This window comes from Sulfitobacter sp. IGS-18, assembly GCF_059628195.1.
Map to the genome: position 1 here is coordinate 3,342,534 of NZ_CM184556.1, position 24,424 is coordinate 3,366,957.

At 60.9% G+C, this 24,424-nt stretch carries 18 protein-coding genes and 1 tRNA gene; 4 read left to right on the plus strand and 15 right to left on the minus strand.

The window, feature by feature from the left end; translation table 11 throughout:
• Nucleotides 1-123: 123 nt before the first annotated feature.
• Complete coding sequence (locus ACWNZ3_RS16195) at nt 124-930, plus strand: putative rhamnosyl transferase (RefSeq protein ID WP_496900583.1); 807 nt, start codon at nt 124-126, stop codon at nt 928-930.
• On the opposite strand, the gene ACWNZ3_RS16200 is transcribed toward ACWNZ3_RS16195, so the two are convergent.
• The 12 genes from ACWNZ3_RS16200 to ACWNZ3_RS16255 all read right to left on the minus strand — a co-directional run bounded on the left by ACWNZ3_RS16200 (nt 919) and on the right by ACWNZ3_RS16255 (nt 16,536).
• Nucleotides 919-1,785, minus strand: coding sequence for a DMT family transporter (locus ACWNZ3_RS16200; RefSeq protein WP_269365810.1), 867 nt, complete (start codon nt 1,783-1,785; stop codon nt 919-921). The genes ACWNZ3_RS16195 and ACWNZ3_RS16200 overlap by 12 nt on opposite strands.
• A gap of 146 nt (nt 1,786-1,931) precedes the next feature.
• The gene (rpoC, locus tag ACWNZ3_RS16205; protein WP_269365808.1) at nt 1,932-6,176 is read right to left on the minus strand and encodes a DNA-directed RNA polymerase subunit beta'; all 4,245 of its coding nucleotides are present in this window, start codon (nt 6,174-6,176) and stop codon (nt 1,932-1,934) included.
• Between the two features lie 106 nt (nt 6,177-6,282).
• Complete coding sequence (gene rpoB / locus ACWNZ3_RS16210) at nt 6,283-10,422, minus strand: DNA-directed RNA polymerase subunit beta (protein WP_269365806.1); 4,140 nt, start codon at nt 10,420-10,422, stop codon at nt 6,283-6,285.
• 283 nt (nt 10,423-10,705) lie between these two features.
• A complete protein-coding gene (rplL, locus tag ACWNZ3_RS16215) occupies nt 10,706-11,080 on the minus strand; it encodes a 50S ribosomal protein L7/L12 (RefSeq protein ID WP_067294893.1) in 375 nt (124 codons plus the stop codon).
• A 74-nt stretch (nt 11,081-11,154) separates the two neighbouring features.
• A complete protein-coding gene (gene rplJ, locus ACWNZ3_RS16220; RefSeq protein ID WP_114273624.1) occupies nt 11,155-11,667 on the minus strand; it encodes a 50S ribosomal protein L10 in 513 nt (170 codons plus the stop codon).
• A gap of 360 nt (nt 11,668-12,027) precedes the next feature.
• Nucleotides 12,028-12,969 carry a glycosyltransferase family 2 protein gene (locus tag ACWNZ3_RS16225; RefSeq protein WP_269365803.1) on the minus strand — a complete coding sequence of 314 codons (942 nt, stop codon included), beginning with the start codon at nt 12,967-12,969 and terminating at the stop codon, nt 12,028-12,030.
• Nucleotides 12,970-13,204: 235 nt separating this feature from the next.
• Nucleotides 13,205-13,909: a 50S ribosomal protein L1 gene (gene rplA / locus ACWNZ3_RS16230; protein WP_269365800.1), complete on the minus strand. Its 705-nt coding sequence runs from the start codon at nt 13,907-13,909 to the stop codon at nt 13,205-13,207.
• Between the two features lies 1 nt (nt 13,910).
• Nucleotides 13,911-14,336: a 50S ribosomal protein L11 gene (gene rplK, locus ACWNZ3_RS16235; RefSeq protein WP_114273627.1), complete on the minus strand. Its 426-nt coding sequence runs from the start codon at nt 14,334-14,336 to the stop codon at nt 13,911-13,913.
• Between the two features lie 116 nt (nt 14,337-14,452).
• Entirely contained in the window at nt 14,453-14,986 is a 534-nt protein-coding gene (gene nusG, locus ACWNZ3_RS16240) for a transcription termination/antitermination protein NusG (protein WP_269365798.1), read from the minus strand.
• 215 nt (nt 14,987-15,201) lie between these two features.
• Nucleotides 15,202-15,399 (minus strand): preprotein translocase subunit SecE, encoded by a 198-nt coding sequence (gene secE / locus ACWNZ3_RS16245; RefSeq protein ID WP_269365797.1) that lies wholly within the window; start codon nt 15,397-15,399, stop codon nt 15,202-15,204.
• 101 nt (nt 15,400-15,500) lie between these two features.
• Nucleotides 15,501-16,250, minus strand: a complete 750-nt coding sequence (locus tag ACWNZ3_RS16250) for a hypothetical protein (protein WP_496900584.1) — start codon at nt 16,248-16,250, stop codon at nt 15,501-15,503.
• 210 nt (nt 16,251-16,460) lie between these two features.
• Nucleotides 16,461-16,536: transfer RNA gene (locus tag ACWNZ3_RS16255), tRNA-Trp, on the minus strand.
• A 154-nt stretch (nt 16,537-16,690) separates the two neighbouring features.
• Here ACWNZ3_RS16255 and ACWNZ3_RS16260 point away from each other — a divergent pair.
• Nucleotides 16,691-17,188 carry a ferritin-like domain-containing protein gene (locus ACWNZ3_RS16260; RefSeq protein ID WP_269365793.1) on the plus strand — a complete coding sequence of 166 codons (498 nt, stop codon included), beginning with the start codon at nt 16,691-16,693 and terminating at the stop codon, nt 17,186-17,188.
• Nucleotides 17,189-17,281: 93 nt separating this feature from the next.
• On the opposite strand, the gene ACWNZ3_RS16265 is transcribed toward ACWNZ3_RS16260, so the two are convergent.
• The 3 genes from ACWNZ3_RS16265 to ACWNZ3_RS16275 all read right to left on the minus strand — a co-directional run bounded on the left by ACWNZ3_RS16265 (nt 17,282) and on the right by ACWNZ3_RS16275 (nt 20,028).
• A complete protein-coding gene (locus ACWNZ3_RS16265; RefSeq protein WP_496900585.1) occupies nt 17,282-17,944 on the minus strand; it encodes a CatB-related O-acetyltransferase in 663 nt (220 codons plus the stop codon).
• A 208-nt stretch (nt 17,945-18,152) separates the two neighbouring features.
• Complete coding sequence (gene tuf / locus ACWNZ3_RS16270; protein ID WP_269365791.1) at nt 18,153-19,328, minus strand: elongation factor Tu; 1,176 nt, start codon at nt 19,326-19,328, stop codon at nt 18,153-18,155.
• 118 nt (nt 19,329-19,446) lie between these two features.
• Nucleotides 19,447-20,028, minus strand: coding sequence for a hypothetical protein (locus ACWNZ3_RS16275; RefSeq protein ID WP_274575981.1), 582 nt, complete (start codon nt 20,026-20,028; stop codon nt 19,447-19,449).
• A 132-nt stretch (nt 20,029-20,160) separates the two neighbouring features.
• Between ACWNZ3_RS16275 and ACWNZ3_RS16280 the strand changes: the two genes are divergently transcribed.
• Nucleotides 20,161-21,528, plus strand: a complete 1,368-nt coding sequence (locus ACWNZ3_RS16280) for a cytochrome P450 (protein ID WP_496900586.1) — start codon at nt 20,161-20,163, stop codon at nt 21,526-21,528.
• A gap of 81 nt (nt 21,529-21,609) precedes the next feature.
• The gene (locus ACWNZ3_RS16285) at nt 21,610-24,117 is read left to right on the plus strand and encodes a TIR domain-containing protein (protein ID WP_496900587.1); all 2,508 of its coding nucleotides are present in this window, start codon (nt 21,610-21,612) and stop codon (nt 24,115-24,117) included.
• Nucleotides 24,118-24,424: the final 307 nt, after the last annotated feature.

A 24,424-nucleotide genomic window follows, 5' to 3' on the forward strand; every position in this document is an offset into this window, starting at 1 on the left:
AGGGTGTCAACAGCCCCCGGCCCGTCAGGATCGCAGCGAACCAGGAGCAAAGGCGCTTGCAACGGCGCCTGCCGCACCTGCATATTCGGGGTCACCCGCAGGCCTCAAGAGGAAACCACCCGTATGCAGGCGATCGGACTTTGCCGTTTTTCCTATCCCGCGCTGGGGGGCTTCCAGGTCGAACATGAGGACATCGAGGAAAGGATCGCCTATCTTTACGAAGACAGGCGGCTGGAAGAGCGGTTTCAACTGCTCGAAACCGTCGCCCTGCCCTGTCTGAGGGCACAGACCGACCCTGATTTCAGCCTGATCATCGTCATTGGCGACCAGTTTCCGAAACACCATGAGAAACGGCTCGAATCCCTTGTCAAAGACCTGCCGCAGGCCCTGATTCACAAGGAACCACCGCGCAACCAGCGCGAGGTGATGAAGGAAATCCTGAACGAAGCACGGATCAATCCGGCGGAGCCCTGCCTGCAATTCCGGTATGACGACGATGATGCGGTCTCTGTCGATTTCATCGAAAAGCTGCGCCGCGCGGTGGCAGATTCCAGCGCGTTGATCGGCAGCAACCGCACGGTCGCCTATGACTGGAACCGCGGCTTCGTGGCAGAATTCGGTGCGGAGGGGATTGCGGCGGTGGACATGTTCCGACAGTTCTACGTCGCCTCGCTGGGCATGTACATCAAGGGCAATTGTTCACAGACCATCATGAACTTTGCGCATGAGAAGATCCCCCGGTTCATGCCCGCAATCAGTTTCTCGGACCCCGCGATGTGGGTGCGCAGCCACAACGGCTTTAACGATTCGCGGCAGAAAAAGGTCAAGCCGATCCCGGTGACCCCGCTGACCGCCGCACAGGAAAAGCTGTTCAGGAAACGGTTTGCCATCGAGGCGGATCACGTCAGGCGGGTCTTTTCAGGCAGCTGACAGCTTGCGCTCGCGGTAGAAGGTGAAGACCCCGGTCGCCACGACAATTGCCGCCCCCGTCAATGTCATCCAGCCGGGCCATTCGCCAAAGACGAACCAGCCCAGCAACAATGCCCAGACCAGCTGCGTGTAGCGGAAGGGCGCGGTGAAAGACACGTCGCCCACCCGCATCACCCAGATGGACAGGAAGTAGCCGGCCATGATCACCACCGCCGAGCTGATGATCAGCACCCAGATATCCGGCGCGATTGAAACCCAAGGGCCGAACAGCGACACCAGACCGAAGGACACCATCACCGCAACCGCCGTGCTGAGCGCAACGGTCATCGAGGGAACCTGCGGCGACAATTGCCGGGTGATCAGGTCACGGGCGGTGACCCCCAGCACCGCCAGCAGCGCATAGATCGCCCAGATGTTGAACCCTTCCGCCCCCGGCCTGATGATCAGCATGACACCCGCAAACCCGATCACGATCGCCGTGATGCGCCGACGCCCGACCGCCTCGCGCAGGAACAGCGCCGAGGCAAGGGTCACGGCAAGCGGCACCACCTGCATGATCGCGGTGATATTGGCGAGCGGCATTTTGAACAATGCGGTGAGGAAAAAGTAAGAGATACTGATCTCTGTCGCGGCCCTGGCCCCGATCAGGACCCAGTCGCGGCGCGCGATGTCGAAATGCATCGTCCCGATCCGCCCCTTGGTCGCCAGCATCAGCGAACAGGTGATCAGCGAACGGATGAAGATCAGCTGCGCCAGCGGCACCGCGCCCGCCGTCAGTTTCAGCAGCGCATCATTCAGGGTGAAAGACGCCATGGAGGCCGTCATCAGCAACGCGCCAAGCAGAGTGGGTGACATTGTTCGGCGCCCTTCGACAAGTGTAACTCGCGCACCCTATGCCGCGTCGCCGGGCATGCACAATCCCACCCGACGCAGGGGCCGGAAAAACGAAAACCCCCGACACCTGGGGTGCCGGGGGCTTTCTTCAGTCACGGGTGATCAGATCAATCGCGGCTTTCTTCATCCACGATCACGGTGTCAAAGACATCGCCGCCGACCACATCGTCGCTTGCTTCCGGCGCGGCGAGGCGTGCGGCCTGCTCTGCCTCTTCGCGGCGGGCTTCGATGACCACGTTGTCACGGTCCTGGGCAACCTTGCGCATCTGCATGGTCGCACCGCCCGTACCAGCCGGGATCAGACGGCCCACGATGACGTTCTCCTTGAGACCCACCAGTTTGTCGCGCTTGCCCTGAACCGAAGCCTCGGTCAGAACCCGCGTGGTTTCCTGGAAGGACGCGGCAGAGATGAAGCTGCGGGTTTGCAGCGACGCCTTGGTGATGCCCAGCAGGATCGGTTCGCCCTTGGCCGGACGACCGCCCTTCTTGATCGCCTTCTCGTTGGCCAGATCGAACTCCTGCTTGTCGACATGTTCGCCCTTGAGCAGCGTGGTCTCGCCCGAATCCTGGACTTCCCACTTCTGCAGCATCTGGCGCACGATCACCTCGATGTGCTTGTCGTTGATCTTCACACCCTGCAGACGGTAAACATCCTGCACTTCGTCGATCATGTAGTCGGCCAGAGCCTCCACACCCATGATCGCAAGGATGTCATGCGGCGCCGGGTTGCCGTCCATGATGTAATCGCCCTTCTGGACATAGTCACCTTCCGCAACCGGGATGTGCTTGCCCTTGGGCACCATGTACTCGACCTTGACGTCCGGATCATCGGCAGACTCGATCGCGATACGGCGTTTGTTCTTGTAGTCCTTGCCGTAGCGCACATAGCCGTCGATTTCCGCGATGATGGCGTGATCCTTGGGGCGACGCGCCTCAAAGAGTTCGGCCACGCGCGGCAGACCACCGGTGATGTCCTTGGTCTTGGCACCTTCGCGCGGGATACGCGCGATGACGTCACCCGCCTTGATGTCGGTGCCGTCCTCAACGGACAGAACCGCATCCACGGACATCGGATAGGTCACCGGGTTGCCCGCATCGTTGCGGACCGGTTCACCATCTTCACCCACAAGGATCACTTCCGGCTTCAGCTCGTTGCCCTTGGGGGCCGCGCGCCAGTCGATCACGATCTTCTGGGTCATGCCTGTCGCGTCATCGGTCTCGTCCTTGACGGCGATACCCGACACCAGGTCCACGAACTTGGTCAGGCCCGATTTCTCCGCGATGATCGGCAGGGTATAGGGATCCCATTCAATCAGCTTGTCACCCCGGGCGACTTTCTGCCCGTCCTTGACGAACAGCGTCGTACCATAGCCGATCTTGTGGCTGGCCCGCTCGGCATCGTCCTCACCGACAATCCGCAGCTTCATGTTCCGGCCCATCACGATCACTTCGCCATTGGCGTTTTCGATGGTCTGGGCGTTTTCGAACACGATCTTGCCTTCCTGAGACGCCTCAAGGAAAGACTGCTGGCCACCCTGCGCAACGCCGCCGATGTGGAAGGTCCGCATCGTCAGCTGTGTACCGGGTTCACCAATGGACTGCGCCGCGATGATGCCCACGGCTTCACCCTGGTTGACCAGGGTGCCGCGTGCGAGGTCACGGCCATAGCACATGGCGCAGACGCCCTCTTCGGCTTCGCAGGTCAGCGGCGAACGGATGCGTGCGGACTGAACCGCAGCTTCGTCCACCAGATCCGCCATCCGTTCGTCGATGATGGTCCCCGCGGGCACCAGCACTTCGTCGGTGCCGGGTCTGAGGATGTCATCCGCCGACACACGGCCCAGCAGACGCTCGGCCAGGGAAGACACGACTTCACCATCGTTGACCGCCGCTTCGGCAGTGATCGCGGCTTCGGTCCCGCAGTCGTGCATGCGTACGATGCAATCCTGGGCCACGTCCACCAGACGCCGTGTCAGATAACCGGAGTTCGCGGTTTTCAGAGCCGTATCCGACAGACCCTTCCGGGCACCGTGGGTCGAGTTGAAGTATTCAAGAACGGTCAGACCTTCCTTGAAGTTCGAGATGATCGGCGTCTCGATGATGTCGCCGTTCGGCTTGGCCATCAGGCCGCGCATCCCGCCCAGCTGTTTCATCTGGGTCACGGAACCACGGGCACCGGAGTGGGCCATCATGTAGACCGAGTTCGGTTCCATCACGGCACCGTTTTCGTCCAGCCGCTCGGCAGAGATCGAGCCCATCATGGCCTCGGTCACCTTGTCGTTACACTTCGACCAGGCATCCACGACCTTGTTGTACTTCTCACCCTGGGTGATCAGACCGTCCATGTACTGCTGTTCGAAATCCTTGACCTGCTCGCGGGTCTCGTCGACGAGGCCCCATTTGCTGTCCGGGATCAGCATGTCGTCCTTGCCGAACGAAATGCCCGCCTTGAACGCTTCGCGGAAGCCCATGGTCATGATCTGGTCACAGAAGATAACCGATTCCTTCTGGCCGCAATAGCGGTAGACGGTGTCGATGACCTGCTGCACTTCCTTCTTGCGCAGCAGACGGTTGACCAGGTCGAAAGGTGCCTTGGCGTTCAGCGGCAGCAGCGCGCCCAGACGCACACGACCGGGGGTCGTGTCATAGCGCACCATGACCTCGTTGCCCTCGTTGTCGATCTGCTTGATCCGGGCCTTGATCTTGGTGTGCAGGTGTACTTCGCCCGCATCCAATGCGTGCTGCACTTCGTCCACGGTGCCAAAGATCTTGCCTTCGCCCTTCATGCCCGCGCGTTCCAGCGTGGTGTAATAAAGGCCAAGGATCATATCCTGCGAGGGAACGATGATCGGCGCGCCGTTGGCAGGCGACAGAACGTTGTTGGTCGACATCATCAGGACGCGCGCCTCAAGCTGCGCTTCCAGCGAGAGCGGCACGTGAACCGCCATCTGGTCGCCGTCGAAGTCGGCGTTGAAGGCCGAACAGACCAGCGGGTGCAGCTGGATCGCCTTGCCTTCGATCAGGACGGGTTCGAACGCCTGAATGCCAAGACGGTGCAGCGTGGGCGCACGGTTCAGCATGACAGGGTGTTCGCGGATGACCTCATCCAGGATGTCCCAGACCTCGGGACGTTCCTTTTCCACCAGCTTCTTCGCCTGCTTGACGGTGCTGGACAGGCCCTTGGCCTCCAGCCGCGAGTAGATGAACGGCTTGAACAGTTCGAGCGCCATCTTCTTGGGCAAGCCGCACTGGTGCAGCTTGAGTTCCGGGCCGGTCACGATGACCGAACGGCCGGAGAAATCGACGCGTTTGCCCAAAAGGTTCTGACGGAAGCGGCCCTGCTTGCCTTTCAGCATGTCGGAGAGCGACTTCAGCGGACGCTTGTTGGCGCCGGTGATGACACGGCCGCGACGGCCGTTGTCGAACAGGGCGTCGACGGATTCCTGCAACATCCGCTTTTCGTTGCGCACGATGATGTCAGGCGCACGCAGTTCGATCAGGCGTTTCAGACGGTTGTTCCGGTTGATCACGCGACGATAGAGGTCGTTCAGGTCGGAGGTCGCAAAGCGGCCACCGTCCAGCGGCACCAGCGGGCGCAGTTCCGGCGGGATCACGGGGATCACGGTCAGCACCATCCACTCCGGACGGTTGCCGGATTCCAGGAAGCTTTCCACGACTTTCAGACGCTTGATGATCTTCTTGGGCTTCAGCTCGCCGGTGGCTTCTTTCAGCTCTTCACGCAGCTGGTCGGCCTCGGCCTCCAGGTCGATCGCCGCCAGCATTTCGCGGATCGCTTCGGCACCGATGTTGGCGGTGAAAGCGTCCATGCCATAGGCGTCCTGGGCGTCCATGTACTCTTCCTCGGTCATCATCTGACCGTAGGTGAGGTCCGTCAGACCGGGTTCGATCACGACGTAGTTCTCGAAGTACAGCACGCGTTCCAGATCGCGCAGCGTCATGTCCAGCATCAGGCCGATGCGGGAGGGCAGCGATTTCAGGAACCAGATGTGCGCAACCGGCGAGGCCAGTTCGATGTGGCCCATGCGCTCGCGGCGGACCTTTTGCAGGGTCACTTCCACGCCGCATTTCTCGCAGACGACGCCGCGATATTTCATGCGCTTGTATTTGCCGCAGAGGCATTCGTAATCCTTGATCGGACCAAAGATGCGCGCGCAGAACAGACCGTCACGCTCGGGCTTGAACGTGCGGTAGTTGATCGTCTCAGGCTTCTTGATCTCGCCGAAGGACCACGACAGGATCCGCTCGGGCGATGCCAGAGAGACCTTGATCTCGTCGAACACCTTGGGCGGCGTCAGCGGGTTGAACGGGTTGTTTGTCAGTTCCTGGTTCATATCTTTTCCTCATTTGTAAGAGGGTGCGGGGAAGGTTTCGGCGAAAGGTGCGCGATGAACGCGCACCTTGCGTAGGGTGCGCATTTACTGCGCACCGCTTGATGCCTCACTCATCCTCCTCCGCATCCAGGAGTTCCATATTCAGGCCGAGGCCGCGCACTTCCTTGACGAGAACGTTGAAGCTCTCCGGAATGCCCGCTTCGAAGTTGTCCTCGCCCTTGACGATGCTTTCATAGACCTTGGTCCGGCCCGCGACGTCGTCCGACTTGACGGTCAGCATTTCCTGCAGGGTGTAGGCGGCGCCGTAAGCTTCCAGAGCCCAGACCTCCATCTCACCAAAGCGCTGGCCACCGAACTGCGCCTTACCGCCCAGCGGCTGCTGGGTAACGAGGCTGTACGGCCCGGTCGAACGCGCGTGGATCTTGTCGTCCACCAGGTGGTGCAGCTTGAGCAGGTACTTGACGCCCACGGTCACGGGACGGGCAAATTGCTCGCCTGTGCGACCGTCGAACAGCACCGACTGACCGGAGGTGTCGAAACCGGCCCGCTTGAGCGAGTCGTTCACATCCGCTTCCTTGGCACCGTCGAAGACCGGCGTGGCAATCGGCACACCGCGCGTCACGTTGCCTGCGGCCTCGATCAGCGTGTCCTCATCCATGCCTTCGATTCCCTCGGCATAGACGTCTTCGCCGTAGGCATGGCTCATCGCCTCGCGCACCGGGGTCAGGTCGCCGGACCGGCGATATTCCTGCAGCGCCTCGTCGACGTTCAGACCCAGACCGCGCGCGGCCCAACCCATGTGTGTCTCAAGGATCTGACCGACGTTCATACGCGACGGCACGCCCAGCGGGTTGAGGCAGAAATCGACCGGGGTCCCATCCGCGAGGAACGGCATGTCCTCCATCGGCACCACTTTCGAAATCACACCCTTGTTCCCGTGACGACCGGCCATCTTGTCGCCCGGCTGCAGCTTGCGCTTCACCGCCACGAACACCTTGACCATCTTCATCACGCCCGGGGGCAGATCATCGCCACGACGCACTTTCTCGACCTTGTCCTCGAAACGTGCATCCAAGGTCCGTTTCTGGATCTCGTACTGCTCGTTCAGGGCCTCGACGATTTTCGCGTCGTCTTCGTCCTCAAGCGCCAACTGCCACCACTGACCGCGGGACAGCTGATCGTCCAGCAGCTCTTCGGTGATCTGGCTGTTCGACTTGACACCTTTCGGGCCTTTGACAGCGACCTTGCCCAGGATCATCTCGCGCAGACGCGCATAGATGTTCCGGTCGAGGATCGCGAGTTCGTCGTCGCGGTCACGGGCCAGACGTTCGACTTCTTCACGCTCGATCTGCAGCGCACGTTCGTCTTTTTCCACACCATGGCGGTTGAACACGCGCACTTCGACGACTGTGCCGAAGTCACCCGGTTTCACCCGCAGCGATGTATCGCGGACGTCCGATGCCTTTTCACCAAAGATGGCGCGGAGCAGTTTCTCTTCCGGCGTCATCGGGCTTTCGCCCTTTGGTGTGATCTTGCCGACCAGGATATCGCCCGGCTCCACATCCGCGCCGATGTACACGATGCCCGCCTCGTCGAGGTTGCGCAGCGCTTCTTCACCGACGTTGGGAATGTCGCGGGTGATCTCTTCCGGCCCGAGTTTCGTGTCACGCGCGGCGACTTCGAATTCCTCGATGTGGATCGAGGTAAAGACGTCATCGCGGGAGATACGCTCGGAGATCAGGATCGAGTCTTCGTAGTTGTAGCCATTCCACGGCATGAAGGCGACAACCACGTTCTTGCCCAAAGCCAGCTCGCCCATGTCGGTGGACGGACCATCGGCAATCACCTGCCCCTTGGTCACCGTCTCACCCACTTTCACCAGCGGACGCTGGTTGATGCAGGTGTTCTGGTTCGACCGCTGGAACTTGCGCATGCGATAGATGTCCACGCCCGCGTCGCCCAGCTCAAGGTCTTCGGTTGCCCGGATCACGATACGCGACGCATCGACCTGGTCGATGATACCCGCCCGCTTGGCCATATAGGCCGCGCCGGAATCGCGTGCCACGACTTCCTCGATGCCGGTGCCGACCAGCGGCGCCTCGGCCTGCAGAAGCGGAACCGCCTGACGTTGCATGTTCGATCCCATCAGGGCGCGGTTCGCGTCGTCGTTCTCAAGGAACGGGATCAGCGAAGCGGCGACCGAGACCAGCTGCTTGGGGCTCACGTCGATCAGGTCAACGCTTTCCGTGGGGGCCAGCGTATAGTCGCCGGACCGACGGGTGTTCACCATCTCGTTGGTAAAACGACCGTTTTCATCCAGCGATGCGTTGGCCTGCGCCACAGTGTGGCGCATTTCCTCGGTCGCGGACATGTAGTGGACCTCATCGGTCACCTTGCTGTCCTTGACCACGCGGTAGGGCGTTTCGATGAAGCCGTATTTGTTCACGCGGGCAAAGGTCGCCAGCGAGTTGATCAGACCGATGTTCGGACCTTCCGGCGTTTCAATCGGGCACATCCGGCCATAGTGGGTCGGGTGAACGTCGCGCACCTCAAAGCCGGCACGCTCGCGGGTCAGACCGCCCGGTCCAAGCGCCGAGAGGCGGCGCTTGTGCGTCACTTCGGACAGCGGGTTGGTCTGGTCCATGAACTGCGACAGCTGCGAGGAGCCGAAGAATTCACGCACCGCGGCTGCGGCCGGTTTCGCGTTGATCAGGTCCTGCGGCATCACCGTGTCGATCTCGACCGAGGACATACGTTCCTTGATCGCACGCTCCATGCGCAGCAAGCCGACGCGGTACTGGTTTTCCATCAGTTCGCCAACGGAACGCACACGACGGTTGCCCAGGTGGTCGATGTCGTCGATGTCGCCACGGCCATCGCGCAGGTCCACCAGCGCCTTGATGCAGGCAACGATGTCTTCGCGGCGCAGGGTGCGCACGGTGTCTTCGGCATCGAGGTCGAGACGCATGTTCATCTTGACCCGGCCCACGGCGGAAAGGTCATAGCGCTCGGAGTCGAAGAACAGCGTGTCGAACAGGGCAGAGGCCGCTTCCACGGTGGGCGGCTCGCCCGGACGCATGACGCGGTAGATGTCCATGAGCGCGGTGTCGCGGTTCATGTTCTTGTCCTGCGCCATGGTATTGCGCATGTAGGGGCCGACGTTGATGTTGTCGATGTCCAGAAGCGGGATCTCGGTGATGCCCGCGTCGATCAGCTCCTTCGCGGTGCCACCGATCAGCGTGCCGTCCTTGTCGTATTCCAGCGTCAACTCGTCACCGGCTTCGACATAGATCGCGCCGGTTTCCTCGTTGATGATGTCCTTGGCGACAAACTTACCGTTGATGTGATCGAAGGGCAGCAGCAGCTCCGTGACGCTCCCGTCGTCGATCAGTTTTTTCACCGCGCGCGGAGTGACTTTCTTGCCCATCTCGAAGAGCACTTCACCAGAGGCCGCGTCAACAACGTCATAGGTTGGGCGCGTGCCACGTACCCGCTCGGGGTAGAAGGGGGCAACCCAGCCCTTGTTCTTCTGCAGGGTGTAGGTGATGGTCTTGTAATAGGCATCCATGATGCCTTCCTGGTCCAGCCCCAGAGCATAAAGCAGGGTGGTCACGGGCAGCTTGCGGCGACGGTCGATGCGCGCGAACACGATATCCTTGGCGTCGAATTCGAAATCCAGCCATGAGCCGCGATAGGGAATGATCCGGCAGGCGAACAGCAATTTGCCCGAGGAATGCGTCTTGCCCTTGTCGTGATCGAAGAACACGCCGGGAGAACGGTGCATCTGGGAAACGATCACACGCTCCGTGCCGTTCACGATGAACGTGCCATTCGGCGTCATCAGGGGCATATCGCCCATGAACACGTCCTGTTCCTTGATGTCCTTGACCGACTTGGCGCCTGTGTCTTCGTCGATATCAAACACGATCAGACGCAGCGTCACCTTGAGCGGTGCGCTGTAGGTCATGTCGCGCTGCTGACATTCCTCAACATCGTACTTGGGCTTTTCCAGCTCGTACTTGACGTACTCCAGCACGGAAGTCTCGTTGAAGTCCTTGATCGGGAAAACCGACTGGAACACGCCCTGGATGCCATCGCCATCCGTGGGGGTCTCGGCATCGCCGGAATTCAGGAAAAGGTCATAAGACGATTTTTGAACCTCGATCAGGTTCGGCATCTCCAGCACTTCGCGGATTTTGCCATAATATTTACGCAGACGTTTCTGGCCAAGGAAGGATTGTGCCATGTGTCGTGTCACCTTTCGATTCTCTCACCAAGCGCGTCCTCACCGGGGCCGTGAGGCGCTGCTTTAAGAGCGGAGTTTTCCGGTCAATGCTGGGATGCGTCCCACCGCACCCCTTCCGACCTGTGGACCTCTCCAGAAGGATGCTTTCGCAAAAGCACCCTTCAAGACAGGTTTGGCTGGACAGGACAATCGCCCCGTCCAGCCAATATTCTTGCGGGATGTGCCGGAATTTTGAAAATTCCGGTCCGATCTTTTCGAAAAGATCGGCTCCCTTGGCGACCGCTTAGGCCAGCTCGACTTCCGCGCCAGCTGCTTCCAGCTTCGCTTTGACTTCTTCGGCTTCGGCTTTGTCGACGCCTTCTTTGATCTTGCCGCCGGCTTCGACCAGGTCCTTGGCTTCTTTCAGGCCCAGACCGGTGATGCCGCGCACTTCCTTGATCACGTTGATCTTGGATGCGCCCGCGTTCTTCAGAACGACGTCAAATTCAGTTTTCTCCTCGGCTGCTGCGCCACCGGCGTCAGCAGGACCGGCCATCATCACTGCGCCGCCAGCTGCGGGCTCGATGCCATATTCGTCCTTGAGGATTGTTTTCAGTTCTTGTGCTTCCAGCAGGGTCAGACCAACGATCTCTTCTGCCAGTTTCTTCAGATCAGCCATGTTTAGCTCTTTCCGTTAACGATATGTGTGTTCCAACGTGTTGTTTCAACCAGCACGCCGATATGACGAATTGCTTACGCAGCCTTGTCCTCGATCGTGGACAGGATGGATGCAATGTTGCTTGCAGGTGCGCCAATGGCCCCGGCGATGTTCGATGCAGGTGCGCCCAGCATGCCCGCGATGGTGGAGATAAGCTCCTCCCGCGAAGGCATCTTGGACACGGATTCCACACCGGCCACGTCGAGTGCGTTCTCGCCCATTGCACCGCCAAGGATAACGAACTTCTGGTTCTCCTTGGCGAAGTCCTGAGCAACCTTGGCCGCAGCCACGGGATCCTCAGAATAGGTCAGAACGGTCATGCCCGTCAGAAGGTCGGCAATGCTTGCGCATGGCTTACCCTCAAGGGCGATCTTGGCGAGCCTGTTCTTGGCAACACGCACGGCCCCGCCAGCGTTACGAGCACGCGCGCGAAGGTCCTGCATTTCAGCAACTGTCAGACCGACGTAGTGGGCTACCACAACGACGCCAGAGCTTTCAAAGATCTGGCCGAGCTCGTCGACCAACTGTTCTTTTTGTGCTCTATCCACAGTTTCACTCCAGTAAGGGAGGGTTGCCCCTCCGGCTCAGTTTTGCCGGGACTGATGGCCCCGACTTTCGGGTCCTTACGGGGGCCGGACGCGTCGCTGCGGATCGCCCATCGGGCTGTCCGAAGAAAATCTGCCGTTTCCCGTCTCAGGCAGGAATTATGTTGAAAAGCCTTCAACACCCACCGTCTCGGACGAAAAGCACAAAAGCGCGACGAATCGCGCTTTGTACCTGAGGGTGGGATAAACAGTTGACGGGGGATTTCCAACCCCCAAATGCGCAAGTTGCACACTTAGCCCGGTCAGACCGCTTGGCGCGGTCCGGCGCAGCAGGGATACAGGCCTTTTCCGAAGTATTCCGGATCAGCCCGCCATGCGCAAGTGTTCTTCGACCTCGCCGAAATACTGGTGCACGATGCCCTTCATGTCCATGTCCAGTTCCAGCAGCAAATCATGCGCTTTCATCGTGTCATGCTGTTCCGGCGTGATCTGGTGCAACCGGCTCCACAGATGCCGCAGCTTTCGTTCGCGGCCCAGTTTCACCAGCCGGTTCATCTTGGCCAACAGCAGGTCCCGCCGACCGTTCCTGAATGCCTTGAGCCGAAAATCCGCTTTGCGCCGCCAGTCTGCGTAATTCAGGAAGTAGAAATGCAATAGCGCGCAACCGTCGTCCAGCGTCTTGGACCCGTCAGTGATCCGCTTGCCCTGCGCATCGACAAACCAATGCGGATGCGCGCGGGAAACCTCCAGCCCGGCGCGGGTCAGGGTCTTGCCGGTGACATGCCCGGCAAAGCCGCGGTTCCGGTTCATGTAGACCGCGAAGATGCCGAACACCTTGTCCAGCAGATCGCCGTCGATGAAACGGCGAAACAGAAGCCTGTCCGGCTGCTGCGGGAAATTGACGTATTCGACCGGACGGAAAACAACGGACCTGTCGCTTTCCGGCAGGGACGCCAACACCTCCGACAGGGGCCGGTCCCTGGACCACATCAATTCATCCCCATCAACAACCGCGACCCAGCCGTCCTTGATCTGCCGGTATGCATGCAGGATCGCCGCGTTTTGCCGCTTGGTGAAATTCACCGCGTCGAGCACGCCCAATTCTTCCCAGAAAGCCTCTGTGCAACGGGTCACGACAACACGGTCGCCAAAGCGGCCCATCGCCGCGATACCCGGATCTTCCGGATCATCAAAATATAGGAAAATACGATCCGCGCCCTGATGCAAATGCCATGCGACAAACCGCTCCAAGACTTCGCGGGGTTCGCGAAGGATGGCCACCACGGACCACTTACCAGACTGCATACTGCCTCGTTCATCGCTTTTGACGCGATTTTCAAATTACTTCGATGGAAGAAATCGGCAGGAAATATGGCAAAAATTGGGCAAAGATCGCGGATGCCCCCAAACGCGACCTTTGGGTCACATCTGAGTGCCGATCTGTCGGCAGCAGACAGATCGGAAAAGGACGGGTCTTAAAAGAAAAAGGGCGGTGACATTGCCACCGCCCCTCTCCAATCAGTTATCCGTTCAAGGCCGATCAGGCCTGACCGGTCATCGCGTCGTCAACCGCCACGGAGATCCCGGGGCCCATTGTCGAGCTCAGGTTGATCTTCTTCATGTAGGTGCCCTTGGAGCCTGTCGGCTTGGCCTTGGCCACCGCACCCACAAAGGCGCGGATGTTTTCAGCCAGCTTGGCCTCATCAAAGCTCAGCTTGCCGACGCCGGCATGCACGACGCCGCCCTTTTCGGCCTTGAACTGAACCTGGCCACCCTTGGCTGCCTCGACGGCCTCCTTGATGTCCATGGTCACGGTTCCGACCTTGGGGTTCGGCATCAGGTTGCGGGGGCCAAGCACCTTGCCCAGACGGCCCACGATGGGCATCATGTCGGGCGTGGCGATGCAGCGATCAAACTCGATCTTGCCGGATTGCACGGTTTCCATCAGGTCTTCTGCGCCAACGATATCCGCTCCGGCGGCCTGGGCTTCTTCTGCCTTGGGGCCACGGGCGAACACGGCAACGCGCATGGTCTTGCCGGTGCCGTTGGGCAGGCCGACAACGCCACGGACCATCTGGTCCGCATGACGCGGGTCAACGCCGAGGTTCAGGGCGATTTCCATGGTCTCGTCGAACTTGACCTTGGAGTTGCTCTTGATCAGTGCAACCGCTTCTTCAACAGTCACATCTTCCTTGCCGACGAATGCTTCGCGGGCGGCGGCGGTACGTTTTCCAAGCTTTGCCATCTTACTTCACCTCGATGCCCATGGAGCGGGCAGAGCCCAGGATGATCTTCATCGCCGCTTCAACGTCATTGGCGCTCAGATCGGCGGCCTTGGCTTCTGCGATCTCGCGCAGCTGCTTGGGCGTGACGGTGCCGACGGTTTCACGGCTGGGCGTTTTCGCGCCAGAGTTAATCTTGGCAGCCTTTTTCAGGTAGTAGGACGCCGGGGGCGTCTTGATGTCCATGGTAAAGGACTTGTCCTGATAATAGCTGATCACGGTCGGGCACGGCGCACCGGGCTCCATGTCCGCTGTCTTGGCGTTGAATGCCTTGCAGAATTCCATGATGTTGATGCCGCGCTGACCCAATGCAGGGCCCACGGGCGGGGACGGGTTGGCTTGCCCCGCCTTGACTTGCAACTTCATCGTACCGACGAGTTTCTTGGCCATTGGCCTTCTCCTTTCAACACCCTTGAGACGCGTCTCAAGAGTTTTTGGTTGCGTGGTCCGGTTCGGGTGCCGCGGCCCCCTTGCCTCCCACAATGATAGGGCGGATGCCCCGACACTCAGGCCTGCTTGTTGACCTGCGTGAATTCCAGTTCCACCGGGGTTTCCCGGCCAAAGATCGACACAGAGACCTTCAGGCGCTGGTTCTCGTCGTCGACCTCTTCGATCATACCGTCGAAATCCTCGAACGGGCCATCGGCCACCTTGACCTTCTCGCCCACTTCGAAATGAATCAGGGTACGCGGCGCGTCTTCGCCTTCCTGTACCCGGCCCAGGATCGCCTGCACTTCGGCATCGCGCATCGGCATCGGACGGCCCTGCGGGCCAAGAAAGCCGGTAACGCGGTTGATCGAGTTGATCAGGTGATAGCCCTTGTCGGACATTTCCATGTGTACCAGCACATAGCCGGGCATGAAGCGGCGCTCTGCCGTCACCTTCTTGCCCCGGCGAACTTCGATCACCTCTTCGGTCGGCACCAGCACCTCGTCGATCTGGTCCTCAAGGCCCTGCTCTTCGACAGAGGTGCGAATCTGCTCGGCGATCTTCTTTTCGAAGTTCGACAGGACACTGACCGAATACCACCGTTTTGCCATCTGAACTCTGGTCCCTGTCTTGCGCGGCATCTGCCGCCTTCTGAGTAACGCTCGTGCGCCGCGTGGGGCACACCTGAAAAAGCCTGAATAAAAAAGCGGCGCGCAACTCGAATCGCCGCACGCCCTTGTCAGGTCAGGCCTGCGCAATACCCTGCGCGCGCAGGTCTTTCAAGGGAGGATTGCGAATTCACGGCACAGCTCCGACAGAGCGTCGCTCAGCCGAACATCCCGAGAATGCTTTGCAGCCCGCCGCGGATCAGGATGTCCACGATCGCGAAAAACACGGCTGTGAGTGCCGCGAGGATGAACACCATCACCGTGGTCAACAGCACCTCGCGCCGGGTGGGCCATACGACCTTCGCCACCTCGGCACGCACCTGCTGAATGAACTGTAGCGGATTGGTGGTGGCCATCTGATATATCCTAACGCTTGTCTGCCCGAAGCATCTAAAGGCTGCGTCGGGCGGATTCAAGCCGTAACAGCCGGGCCCAATCGCTTTGCCGCGCGGGCCTGTCAGACCTCGCTCTCGCGCATTTCGGAAAACCGGCGGTCCAGGGCGGCGTCATGACGGCTTTCCGCTTCTGCCAGATCGCCGAAGTCCGGCAGGTAGAGGCCATCGACGGTCCCTTCCGGGAACCGGTCGAGAATTGCATCCCACTTCATCGCGAAACTGTCGAGCTTGCGGTGCATTTCCACCGCGCGGGTCGGATGCCTGCGGGCATACCAGCGTGCAAACCCCATGGCCCGGCGCCAGAAACCGTCATAGCCGAGGATCAGGAAGATACCGGTGAGAATGAACAGCGACAGGAAAGCAAGCCCCAGCACCAGCCAGGGCCGGAAGAAGACCATCAGGACAGCACCAGCGATCACGATATGGCGCGGTGTCGGGCGATACCCCAGCACGGCGGCCTTCATACGCGCGATTCGGCCGTCTTCGGAACGCGGCGGGCGCGCAGCTTTGGCCCTTTTGCCCCGGCCCAATTTCTTCCTGGGCTGGGCGGCAGGGGCCTGCGGCTCCGGCGGCGCGATTGCCTGCTGTTCCAGCAATTCACGCTTGCTCGGCGCTGTTGCAGCCAATGGCCTTTGGGCCATCCGCGGGGCGGCCTGCGGTTCCGGAACGGGTTGCGGGGCCTGTTCCTCCGATGCCAGCAGATCACGGATCGCGGCAAGGGCGCTCGGGTCAAGCTCTGCCACCGCGGGCGATGCCGGCCCCTGTGGAGCGATATCCGATGGTTCCTTGATGTTTTCGTTCGCTGTCGTCATCTTTGCATCTCTCAGCCAGTCCGCGCTTCGATACTGACGCAATCAGCCTGTTGATTGGCGAGAATATGTCAAAAACGAGGCAAGGGTTCTTTCAGGCGCCGCAGCGACCGCAGCTTCACCGTGGCAATCGCATGAAAATTTTCCACGGGAATTGCGGGAGAGCGGTTAAAAACGACCGCCGCACAGGTCATAGATTCTGATTTCGGAGATTGGCAGGGGCTGAGGGACTCGAACCCACGACCCTCGGTTTTGGAGACCGATGCTCTACCAACTGAGCTAAACCCCTATGCCGGACTTCCGACTAGTCGCAAATGCCGCCGCGATCAAGGGGCATCGCGCGCATTGCCGCTAAATTCACCGGATCGCGATGGAACTCTGCCTCGGGGGCGGGGCGTTGACCCTTTGACACGGGCAAGAGCCCCAAAATCAAGGAGACCGCAATGACACTCAAGAACCTTCACGACGTTTACCACGATCAGCTGCAGGACCTTTACAGCGCCTGCAAACAATCGCTCGACGCCACCACAGAGCTTGGGCGCGCCGCCGCAGACGAGGAATTGAGCGAAGCCCTGATCGCCGGTGCCAACGGGATCAGCGAAGGCATGGATCACCTGAAGTCGATCTGCGCCAGACATGACATCGACCCCGAAGGCGAGCACTGCAAGGGCATGGCAGGCCTGGTGACCGAAGCGCGCGCCCATGCGATCAAGGCGGATTTCGCCGATGACGCGACACGAGACGTTGTCATCATCACGCAATACCAGCGCATGGTGCATTACGCGCTGGCAGGCTACGGCTCCCTTGTCGCCTTTGCCAACCGTCTGAACCTGGACGAGGAGGCCGGCATTCTGCAAAAGCTTCTGGACAACACCTATGACGGCGATCGCCATATGACGGATATTGCCACCAACGGCGGCGTCAACAAGGCCGCCGCCTAAGCGCTGACCAAATCATAATACTACGAAAGCCCCCGCATCGGGGGCTTTCGCTTGATAGAGGGCAGATGTGTCGCACCCCTTGGGCCTGTCGGTTCAACCGCCGCTCGCCGCCACCAGCCCGGCGACGTCACCCCCGACAATCAGCGCCTCATGCGCCAGTATCCTGTCAATCGGCCAGTCCCACCAAGCAAGGCGCAACAAGACCTCAATCTGCTGCGGCTCGAAGCGCCTGCGCAGGACCCTGGCAGGGTTGCCCGCAACGACGCTGTAGGGCGGGATCTGCCCTGCGACCACCGCACCGGCACCGACAATCACGCCATCCCCCAGATGCGCCCCCGGCAGGATCCGGGCGCCCTGCCCGATCCAGACATCATTCCCGATCACCGTATCGGGCCCGGGTCCCGGCATCGAAGGCCGTCCCTCGGCAGGGCCACCGCCAAAGACGGCAAAGGGAAAGCTGGAAATACCGTCGTACCGGTGATTTGCCGACGCGGTGATGAAGGTGACACCATCTGCAATCTGGCAGAATTTCCCGATCACCAGACGTTCCGGGCTGAAGTCGTAAAGATAGGGTGCAAGATGCGCCGCCCAATCCTCGGGCGGCTGGTGGGCGCTTGCATAGGTATAGGCGCCGACCGAAATACGCGGATGGTCCACTGCGGCGGCAAGAAAAACCGTTCCGGCATGGGTGCTGCCATCGGGCAATGGCACCGGATGCAGGACGTCGGCGGCGGGGAAAGGTCGTGAATCGGGCATGACAGCTCCTTTGATCTGGAAAAGATTGGGTCAGATCGCGGTTGTTGTCATGTCACCCTCCATCGGTTTCACCTGCACTTTAACAAATCGTGACCCACGACGGAACCACCTCTTTCATGCCCGCCCCCAACGACAAAGGCCGCCCCCTGTGGGAGCGGCCTTGCCTGTTCGTGTGCTCAGGAGCGCGCCCTTGCGGGCGCCTGCCCGATCAGTCGGTGATCTTCGACACCACGCCCGCACCAACGGTGCGGCCGCCTTCGCGGATCGCAAAGCGCAGGCCCTGCTCCATCGCGATCGGCGCGATCAGTTCAACGCCAAAGGACACGTTGTCGCCCGGCATCACCATCTCGGTGCCTTCGTTCAGCTGAACCGTGCCGGTCACGTCGGTGGTCCGGAAGTAGAACTGCGGACGGTAGTTCGCGAAGAACGGCGTGTGACGGCCACCCTCTTCCTTGGTCAGGATATAGGCTTCGGCTTCGAACTTGGTGTGCGGGGTCACGGAACCCGGCTTGCACAGCACCTGGCCACGCTCGACGCCTTCACGCTCCACACCACGCAGCAGCGCGCCGATGTTGTCGCCCGCTTCACCACGGTCCAGCAGCTTGCGGAACATTTCAACGCCTGTGCAGGTCGTCTTCTTGGTGTCGCGGATGCCGACGATCTCGATCTCGTCGCCCACGTTGATCACGCCACGTTCCACACGGCCGGTCACAACCGTACCACGGCCGGAGATCGAGAACACGTCCTCGACCGGCATCAGGAAGGGCTGGTCAACCGCACGCTCGGGGGTCGGGATCCATTCGTCAACCGCAGCCATCAGCGCGCGGATCGAATTCTCGCCGATCTCGGGGTCGCGGCCTTCCATCGCCGCCAGCGCGGAGCCGGGGATGACCGGGATGTCGTCGCCGGGGTATTCGTAGGAAGACAGCAGCTCGCGGATTTCCATTTCCACCAGTTCCAGCAGTTCCGCGTCGTCCACCTGGTCGACCTTGTTCATGTAGACAACCATGGTGGGGATGCCCACCTGGCGGCCCAGCAGGATGTGCTCGCGGGTCTGGGGCATCGGGCCGTCAGCCGCGTTCACAACCAGGATCGCGCCGTCCATCTGCGCCGCACCGGTGATCATGTTCTTGACGTAGTCGGCGTGGCCGGGGCAGTCGACGTGGGCGTAGTGACGCGCATCGGTCTCGTATTCCACATGCGCGGTCGAAATGGTGATCCCGCGGGCTTTCTCTTCGGGTGCGCCGTCGATCTGGTCATACGCACGGAAGTCGCCGAAATACTTCGTGATCGCCGCTGTCAGCGTTGTCTTGCCGTGGTCAACGTGACCAATCGTGCCGATGTTAACGTGCGGCTTGTTACGTTCAAACTTTGCCTTTGCCATGGTGGTAGCACCCTTTTTGAATTGAGGGGCCGCATCGGCCCGGTCCTATCTGGCGGGCGATGTATTGGGTCTTGCCAGTAAAATCAAGCGCGACTTCGCACCGACTTGCAGCCCTGCCCTAGCCGTTGGGTTCTTCGGCGACAGGTGCGCCCGTACCGGGGCCTGCACTGAACCAGCCCTGTTCCTTGTTCTGCTTCACAAGGTAGCTTTCGATCGACTTCGCCGCATTCTGGCTGAGGTTCTTGAGCTGCTCTTCCGCAGATTTGGTATAGCCCGATCCCACAACCGGCCCCTGATCGAAGGATTCGAATACCGTGATCTGATGCGGCTTTTCGTTCAGCTTGCGGTTCTTCGCGTCGTCCCAGACGGTGAGGTTGACGATCAGGATCGACTTTGGCGCGAACACCAGCGGAATGCCCGGCTGGGCCAGGACGTAGCCCTCGACGCTCATCCCGAAGTGATAGTCGCGGCTGCCGTTGTACCGGCCAAAGCGTTCCGCGGTGGCATCGGTCAGCGCCTTGGTCAGCTGTTCCTTGGTGACTTCGCGGCTCAGGGGGCCTTTCACGGCCTTCGGGGCCACCGCGATATTGTGCTTGAGACTGAAGTCTCCCAGCGGCACGGGCGCCTTGTTCAGGTCTGCCGCGCCATTGCAGGCGGTCAGAAATGCCACGGACATCAATACGGCAAGTACGCGGATCATCTGTTTACCTCTTCCAGCACCAAGCTTTCACAGGCGATACCCGATGGTTGCCGCCGGTGCAATCAATTGCCACGTTGGCGAATGGCGCCCTACCCCCTATCTATCAGTCAACCGGCCCAAGGAGGTTCCCCCATGTCCACCACCCTGCCCGTCCGCGTGCCGCTGGTCACAGAACCCTGGGGCATCTTCAAAAGCCTCTCGGAAGCACGGCGCAATGTGCTCAGCATCATCCCGGACATCGCCACGCGACAGCCCATGGTCTCGGGCAAGACGGGAAAACGCTGGCACATGGTCATGGACCCCGGTGCAATCCGCGAAGTGCTGCTGGACCGGCTGGAGGATTACCCCAAGTCACTGGTCACCAAGAACCTGCTGAAACCCGCCATCGGCGAAAGCCTGTTCATTGCGGAAGGTGCCCATTGGCGCTGGCAACGGCGCGCGGCCGCGCCGGTGTTTTCCCATCGCAATGTGATGAACCTTTCGCCGATCATGACCGCTGCCGCCGAACGCACGGTGGCCCGGATCGAGGCGGCAGGACCCCGCGCAGTCAACATGCTGGACGAGATGGTCACAACCACATTCGACGTGATCGGCGATGTGACCTTTTCTGGCGGCGATACCTTTGACCGCGACAAGGTACATGGTGCCATCGACGATTACATCGCCGAAGCGGGCAAGATCAGCCTGTTCGACGTCCTGGGTTTCCCCGACTGGGTGCCGCGCCCGGGGCGCATCATGTCCGGTGCCGCGCTGAAGGAAATGAAATCCATGGCCGACAGCGCCATCGAGGCCCGCGCGAAACGGGGCCATCAGGGCGTGCCGGATCTGCTGGACCTGTTGCTGGAGGGCGTCGACCCCAAGACGAAGCGACAGATGTCCACCTCCGAGCTGCGCGACAACCTGCTGACCTTCATCGTGGCCGGGCATGAAACGACGGCGCTCACCCTGTCCTGGGCCATGTACCTGCTGGGCTTCGATCCGCAGGTGCAGGAACGCGCCCGACTGGAGGTGCAGGAGGTATTGCAGGGCCGCGCCTGCACCGGCGACGACGTGGAAAACCTGCCCTACATCCGCATGATCATCGACGAAACCCTGCGCCTTTACCCCGCCGCCGGGATCATTTCGCGCACCGCACAGAAAAGCGATACGCTTTGCGGCCGGGAGATCCGCCCGGGCGATACGGTGATGATTCCGATCTATGCCCTGGGCCGCAACGAGCTGCTGTGGGAAGACCCCGACCGTTTCGACCCCGAACGCTTTGCCGATCGCAGGGCAATCGACCGCTATGCCTATCTGCCCTTCGGGGACGGGCCGCGCATCTGCATCGGTGCCTCCTTTGCCCTGCAAGAGGCGGTGATCATTCTGGCGACCCTGCTGTCGCGGTTCGAATTCACCGCCGTCGCGGGCAGGGAACCGAAGCCGGTGATGATCCTGACCCTGCGCCCGGAGGGGGGCGTCTGGATGACGGCGAAACCAGCGAACGCACCGGCAAAGACCTGAGCGGCGCGCGTTTCAGGATCACTGCTGGCTTTCGCCCGGGCCAGGGCGCAAGATGCGCCCGGGTAACCGGGCACAGGCAACATGTCGGAAGAGACGAGACTTTTCATTTCCTATTCCCCCGATGACCGGGAAAAGGTGGAAACACTCTGCGCCTGCCTCGCGGATGAGCCCGGTCTCACGGTCTTTCATGGCACCGAAGACAGCCCGGACGCGCCGGAATCGCGCAGGCACCTGGAAGAATTGATCCGCAGCAGCGATATATTCCTCTTTGCCCTCAGCCCCCGGTCCGCAGCCTCCGAGGATTGCGCATGGCAATTTGATTTAGCCGACAGCCTGAACAAGCGCATCGTCCCCGTGGTGGTGGATCATGTTGATGGCACGGTGCCGACAGCACTGGCGCGATTGAACTACATCCATGCAACCGACCACGATGATCTTGCCATTGCGGTGGACAACATCAGATCGGCCATGGCCACCGATATCGGCTGGATCAGGGAACATACACGCCTTGCCACCCTGGCCCATCGCTGGACTGCGGCGGCGCGGCCCGGCACGCAGGCCCTGCGCGGGCCGGCACTGCACGCCGCCGAGGACTGGCTGGCAGAGCAACCAGGAGACGCGCCGCAACCGACGGCCGAACAGCGTCGCTTTATCCTGGAAAGCCGCAGGGCCACGGCCCGGCGCCAACGCAGAACAGCCCTTGGCGCGGTCGCGGCCCTGATTGTTGTCGGCATCCTGGGCATTGTGGGCTGGACCCAGCGCAATGCGGCGCGCGACGGCGAACGCATGGCCGAAGCCGCCCTGCGCAGCGCCACTGTGGCCTCTGGCACCTTGCTATCGGAGCTGGCGCAGGATTTCTCCTCTGCCACCCTCCCCGCAGACACCAGGCGCAGGATTCTGGTGCAGGCCCAGGATCTGCACGGCGACCTGATGCAGAACTTTCCCCGCGACCGCGCCTTGCGGGCAACTGCGGCCATGACGCAGACCCGTGTCGGCGACACGCTCTTCCACTCCGGCGACCTCAGATCTTCGCGCAAAGCCTATCAGGGGGCGCGGGACAAACAGATGGCACTGCTTGCGGAAACACCCGATCACACGGGTCGCCAGCATGCCCTCGCGGTCACGACAGAGCGGCTGGGTGACCTTGCAATGGCCGAAGGAAACCCTGCGGAAGCGCGGGAGCACTACGAAACAGCACTTGATCTGTCCCTGACGCTGGACGATGTGGACCCCTCGCTGGGCCGTCATGGGGCGGGTACTGCGGCGATCCTGGACAAGCTGGGCCAACGCGCATTGGACGAGAATGACCTGAGTGCGGCGGAGGACATGTTCACGCAAGCCCACGACCTGCGCGCCGCATTGCTAAAGCGGGAACCCGCGAATCCGGACTGGCAGAGCGCATATGCCGACAGCCTGAAATCGCTGGCCGGCCTTGCTCAGGCACGCGACACGCCCGCTGCGGCCCGGGACCTGCTGGAACAGGCGCTCGAAATACGCGAAACCCTTGTTGGGCTGGCCCCTGAGAATGCCGCGTTCAAACATGAAACCGCAGTCCTGCTGGAGGCTCTGGCCGCTATTGCACGGGCTGAGGGCGATGCCGATCAAAGCCGGACCTATCTCGAACAGCGCCTCGACCTGGCGCGGGCCCTGGCGCAAGGCGACCCATTGAATGAAGGCTGGCAGCACGATCTGGCGATCAGCCTGTTCGATGCGGGCACGGCGGACCAGAAGGCCGGAGAATACGCGGCGGCAAAAGCCTATTTTGAGCAGGGGCGTCGCACGATTCAGCGCCTCGTTCTGATCTCGCCCATCAACCTGCAGTGGCAATATGAACTGGGCAAGGTCGAAATGCGCCTGGCACAGCTCGCCGAACTCATGGTCGATCCCGAGGCCGCAAAAACGCAGTTTGAGGCGGCGGGCGAAATCTTTGCCACGCTGGCGTCAGCACAGCCCGACAATCCGACATATGCCAGCGACCTTGGCATGGTGTTCTTCAGCCTGGGAACCCACGCCAATCAGACGGATGATCCGGACAGCGCCCGGCAAAATCACGCAAAGGCGCTGGACTGGCGCAGGCGCGCGGCAGCGCTGCTGCCCGGCGATCCCGGCACCCGGCGCGCCGTCACGGGCAGCCTGTATGAAATTGCCGCCCTTCAGGAAGAAAGCAAAGACTATGACGCCGCCCTGGAAGGCTATCGCGAGATGCTGGATCATGCGCGCAGCCTTGTGGCGGCCTTTCCGCAAGACAGCGATCTGGCCGATGACCTGCGGGTGGCCGGTGATCTCTTTGCCAGACAGGCGGCAATTGTCTCTTTCGGGGATGTGCTGTTTTCGCGGCTGGACAAGGCCGAAACCCTGGCACGGGAGGCGCTTGAGGCAGCACCCGACAACCGCCGCGTTGCCGCCCATCTGGCCTATGCGCTGATGTTTCAGGAAGAGACGGACGCTGCGAAAGAAATCTTTCTTGCCGGGCGGGGCGCAGAGATTGACGGCGATCCATGGGAAGAAGTCGTCCAGCAGGATTTTGACACGTTTCGCAAGATCGGGCTGACCCATCCGCTGATGAAAGAGGTCGAGGCGGCGTTCTAGGTCGTGTTGACATTCATTGCCGCCCACCCGTTTCAGTCCAAAATTGCTCAGTTCCAGGCAAGAGAGCGCAGGAATAGCCAGCTATTTCAAGCTCTCTTTGCGCGCCCCGCCTTGAAATTGAAGCGCCAATACCCTGACGCGCTACGCGCTCTCGGGACATTGGCGAGGTGATCTGCCTTAAAATAAAGGCGGGACGCTGGAACGTAGAAATGGGCAATTTTGGCGAAACCCCTGCGGGGCGCGGCGGATTTTGCCTCTGCCATCCCGGATGTTCGCTTCCAATGATCACATTGCTGCGCGCTCATCA

Excerpts from the sequence above, each read along its gene's own strand:
- ACWNZ3_RS16195 (WP_496900583.1), top strand. The coding sequence starts at position 124 with ATGCAGGCGATCGGACTTTGCCGTTTTTCCTATCCCGCGCTGGGGGGC.
- ACWNZ3_RS16200 (WP_269365810.1), bottom strand. The coding sequence starts at position 1,785 with ATGTCACCCACTCTGCTTGGCGCGTTGCTGATGACGGCCTCCATGGCG.
- rpoC (WP_269365808.1), bottom strand. The coding sequence starts at position 6,176 with ATGAACCAGGAACTGACAAACAACCCGTTCAACCCGCTGACGCCGCCC.
- rpoB (WP_269365806.1), bottom strand. The coding sequence starts at position 10,422 with ATGGCACAATCCTTCCTTGGCCAGAAACGTCTGCGTAAATATTATGGC.
- rplL (WP_067294893.1), bottom strand. The coding sequence starts at position 11,080 with ATGGCTGATCTGAAGAAACTGGCAGAAGAGATCGTTGGTCTGACCCTG.
- ACWNZ3_RS16225 (WP_269365803.1), bottom strand. The coding sequence starts at position 12,969 with ATGCAGTCTGGTAAGTGGTCCGTGGTGGCCATCCTTCGCGAACCCCGC.
- rplA (WP_269365800.1), bottom strand. The coding sequence starts at position 13,909 with ATGGCAAAGCTTGGAAAACGTACCGCCGCCGCCCGCGAAGCATTCGTC.
- rplK (WP_114273627.1), bottom strand. The coding sequence starts at position 14,336 with ATGGCCAAGAAACTCGTCGGTACGATGAAGTTGCAAGTCAAGGCGGGG.
- nusG (WP_269365798.1), bottom strand. The coding sequence starts at position 14,986 with ATGGCAAAACGGTGGTATTCGGTCAGTGTCCTGTCGAACTTCGAAAAG.
- secE (WP_269365797.1), bottom strand. The coding sequence starts at position 15,399 with ATGGCCACCACCAATCCGCTACAGTTCATTCAGCAGGTGCGTGCCGAG.
- ACWNZ3_RS16250 (WP_496900584.1), bottom strand. The coding sequence starts at position 16,250 with ATGACGACAGCGAACGAAAACATCAAGGAACCATCGGATATCGCTCCA.
- ACWNZ3_RS16260 (WP_269365793.1), top strand. The coding sequence starts at position 16,691 with ATGACACTCAAGAACCTTCACGACGTTTACCACGATCAGCTGCAGGAC.
- ACWNZ3_RS16265 (WP_496900585.1), bottom strand. The coding sequence starts at position 17,944 with ATGCCCGATTCACGACCTTTCCCCGCCGCCGACGTCCTGCATCCGGTG.
- tuf (WP_269365791.1), bottom strand. The coding sequence starts at position 19,328 with ATGGCAAAGGCAAAGTTTGAACGTAACAAGCCGCACGTTAACATCGGC.
- ACWNZ3_RS16275 (WP_274575981.1), bottom strand. The coding sequence starts at position 20,028 with ATGATCCGCGTACTTGCCGTATTGATGTCCGTGGCATTTCTGACCGCC.
- ACWNZ3_RS16280 (WP_496900586.1), top strand. The coding sequence starts at position 20,161 with ATGTCCACCACCCTGCCCGTCCGCGTGCCGCTGGTCACAGAACCCTGG.
- ACWNZ3_RS16285 (WP_496900587.1), top strand. The coding sequence starts at position 21,610 with ATGTCGGAAGAGACGAGACTTTTCATTTCCTATTCCCCCGATGACCGG.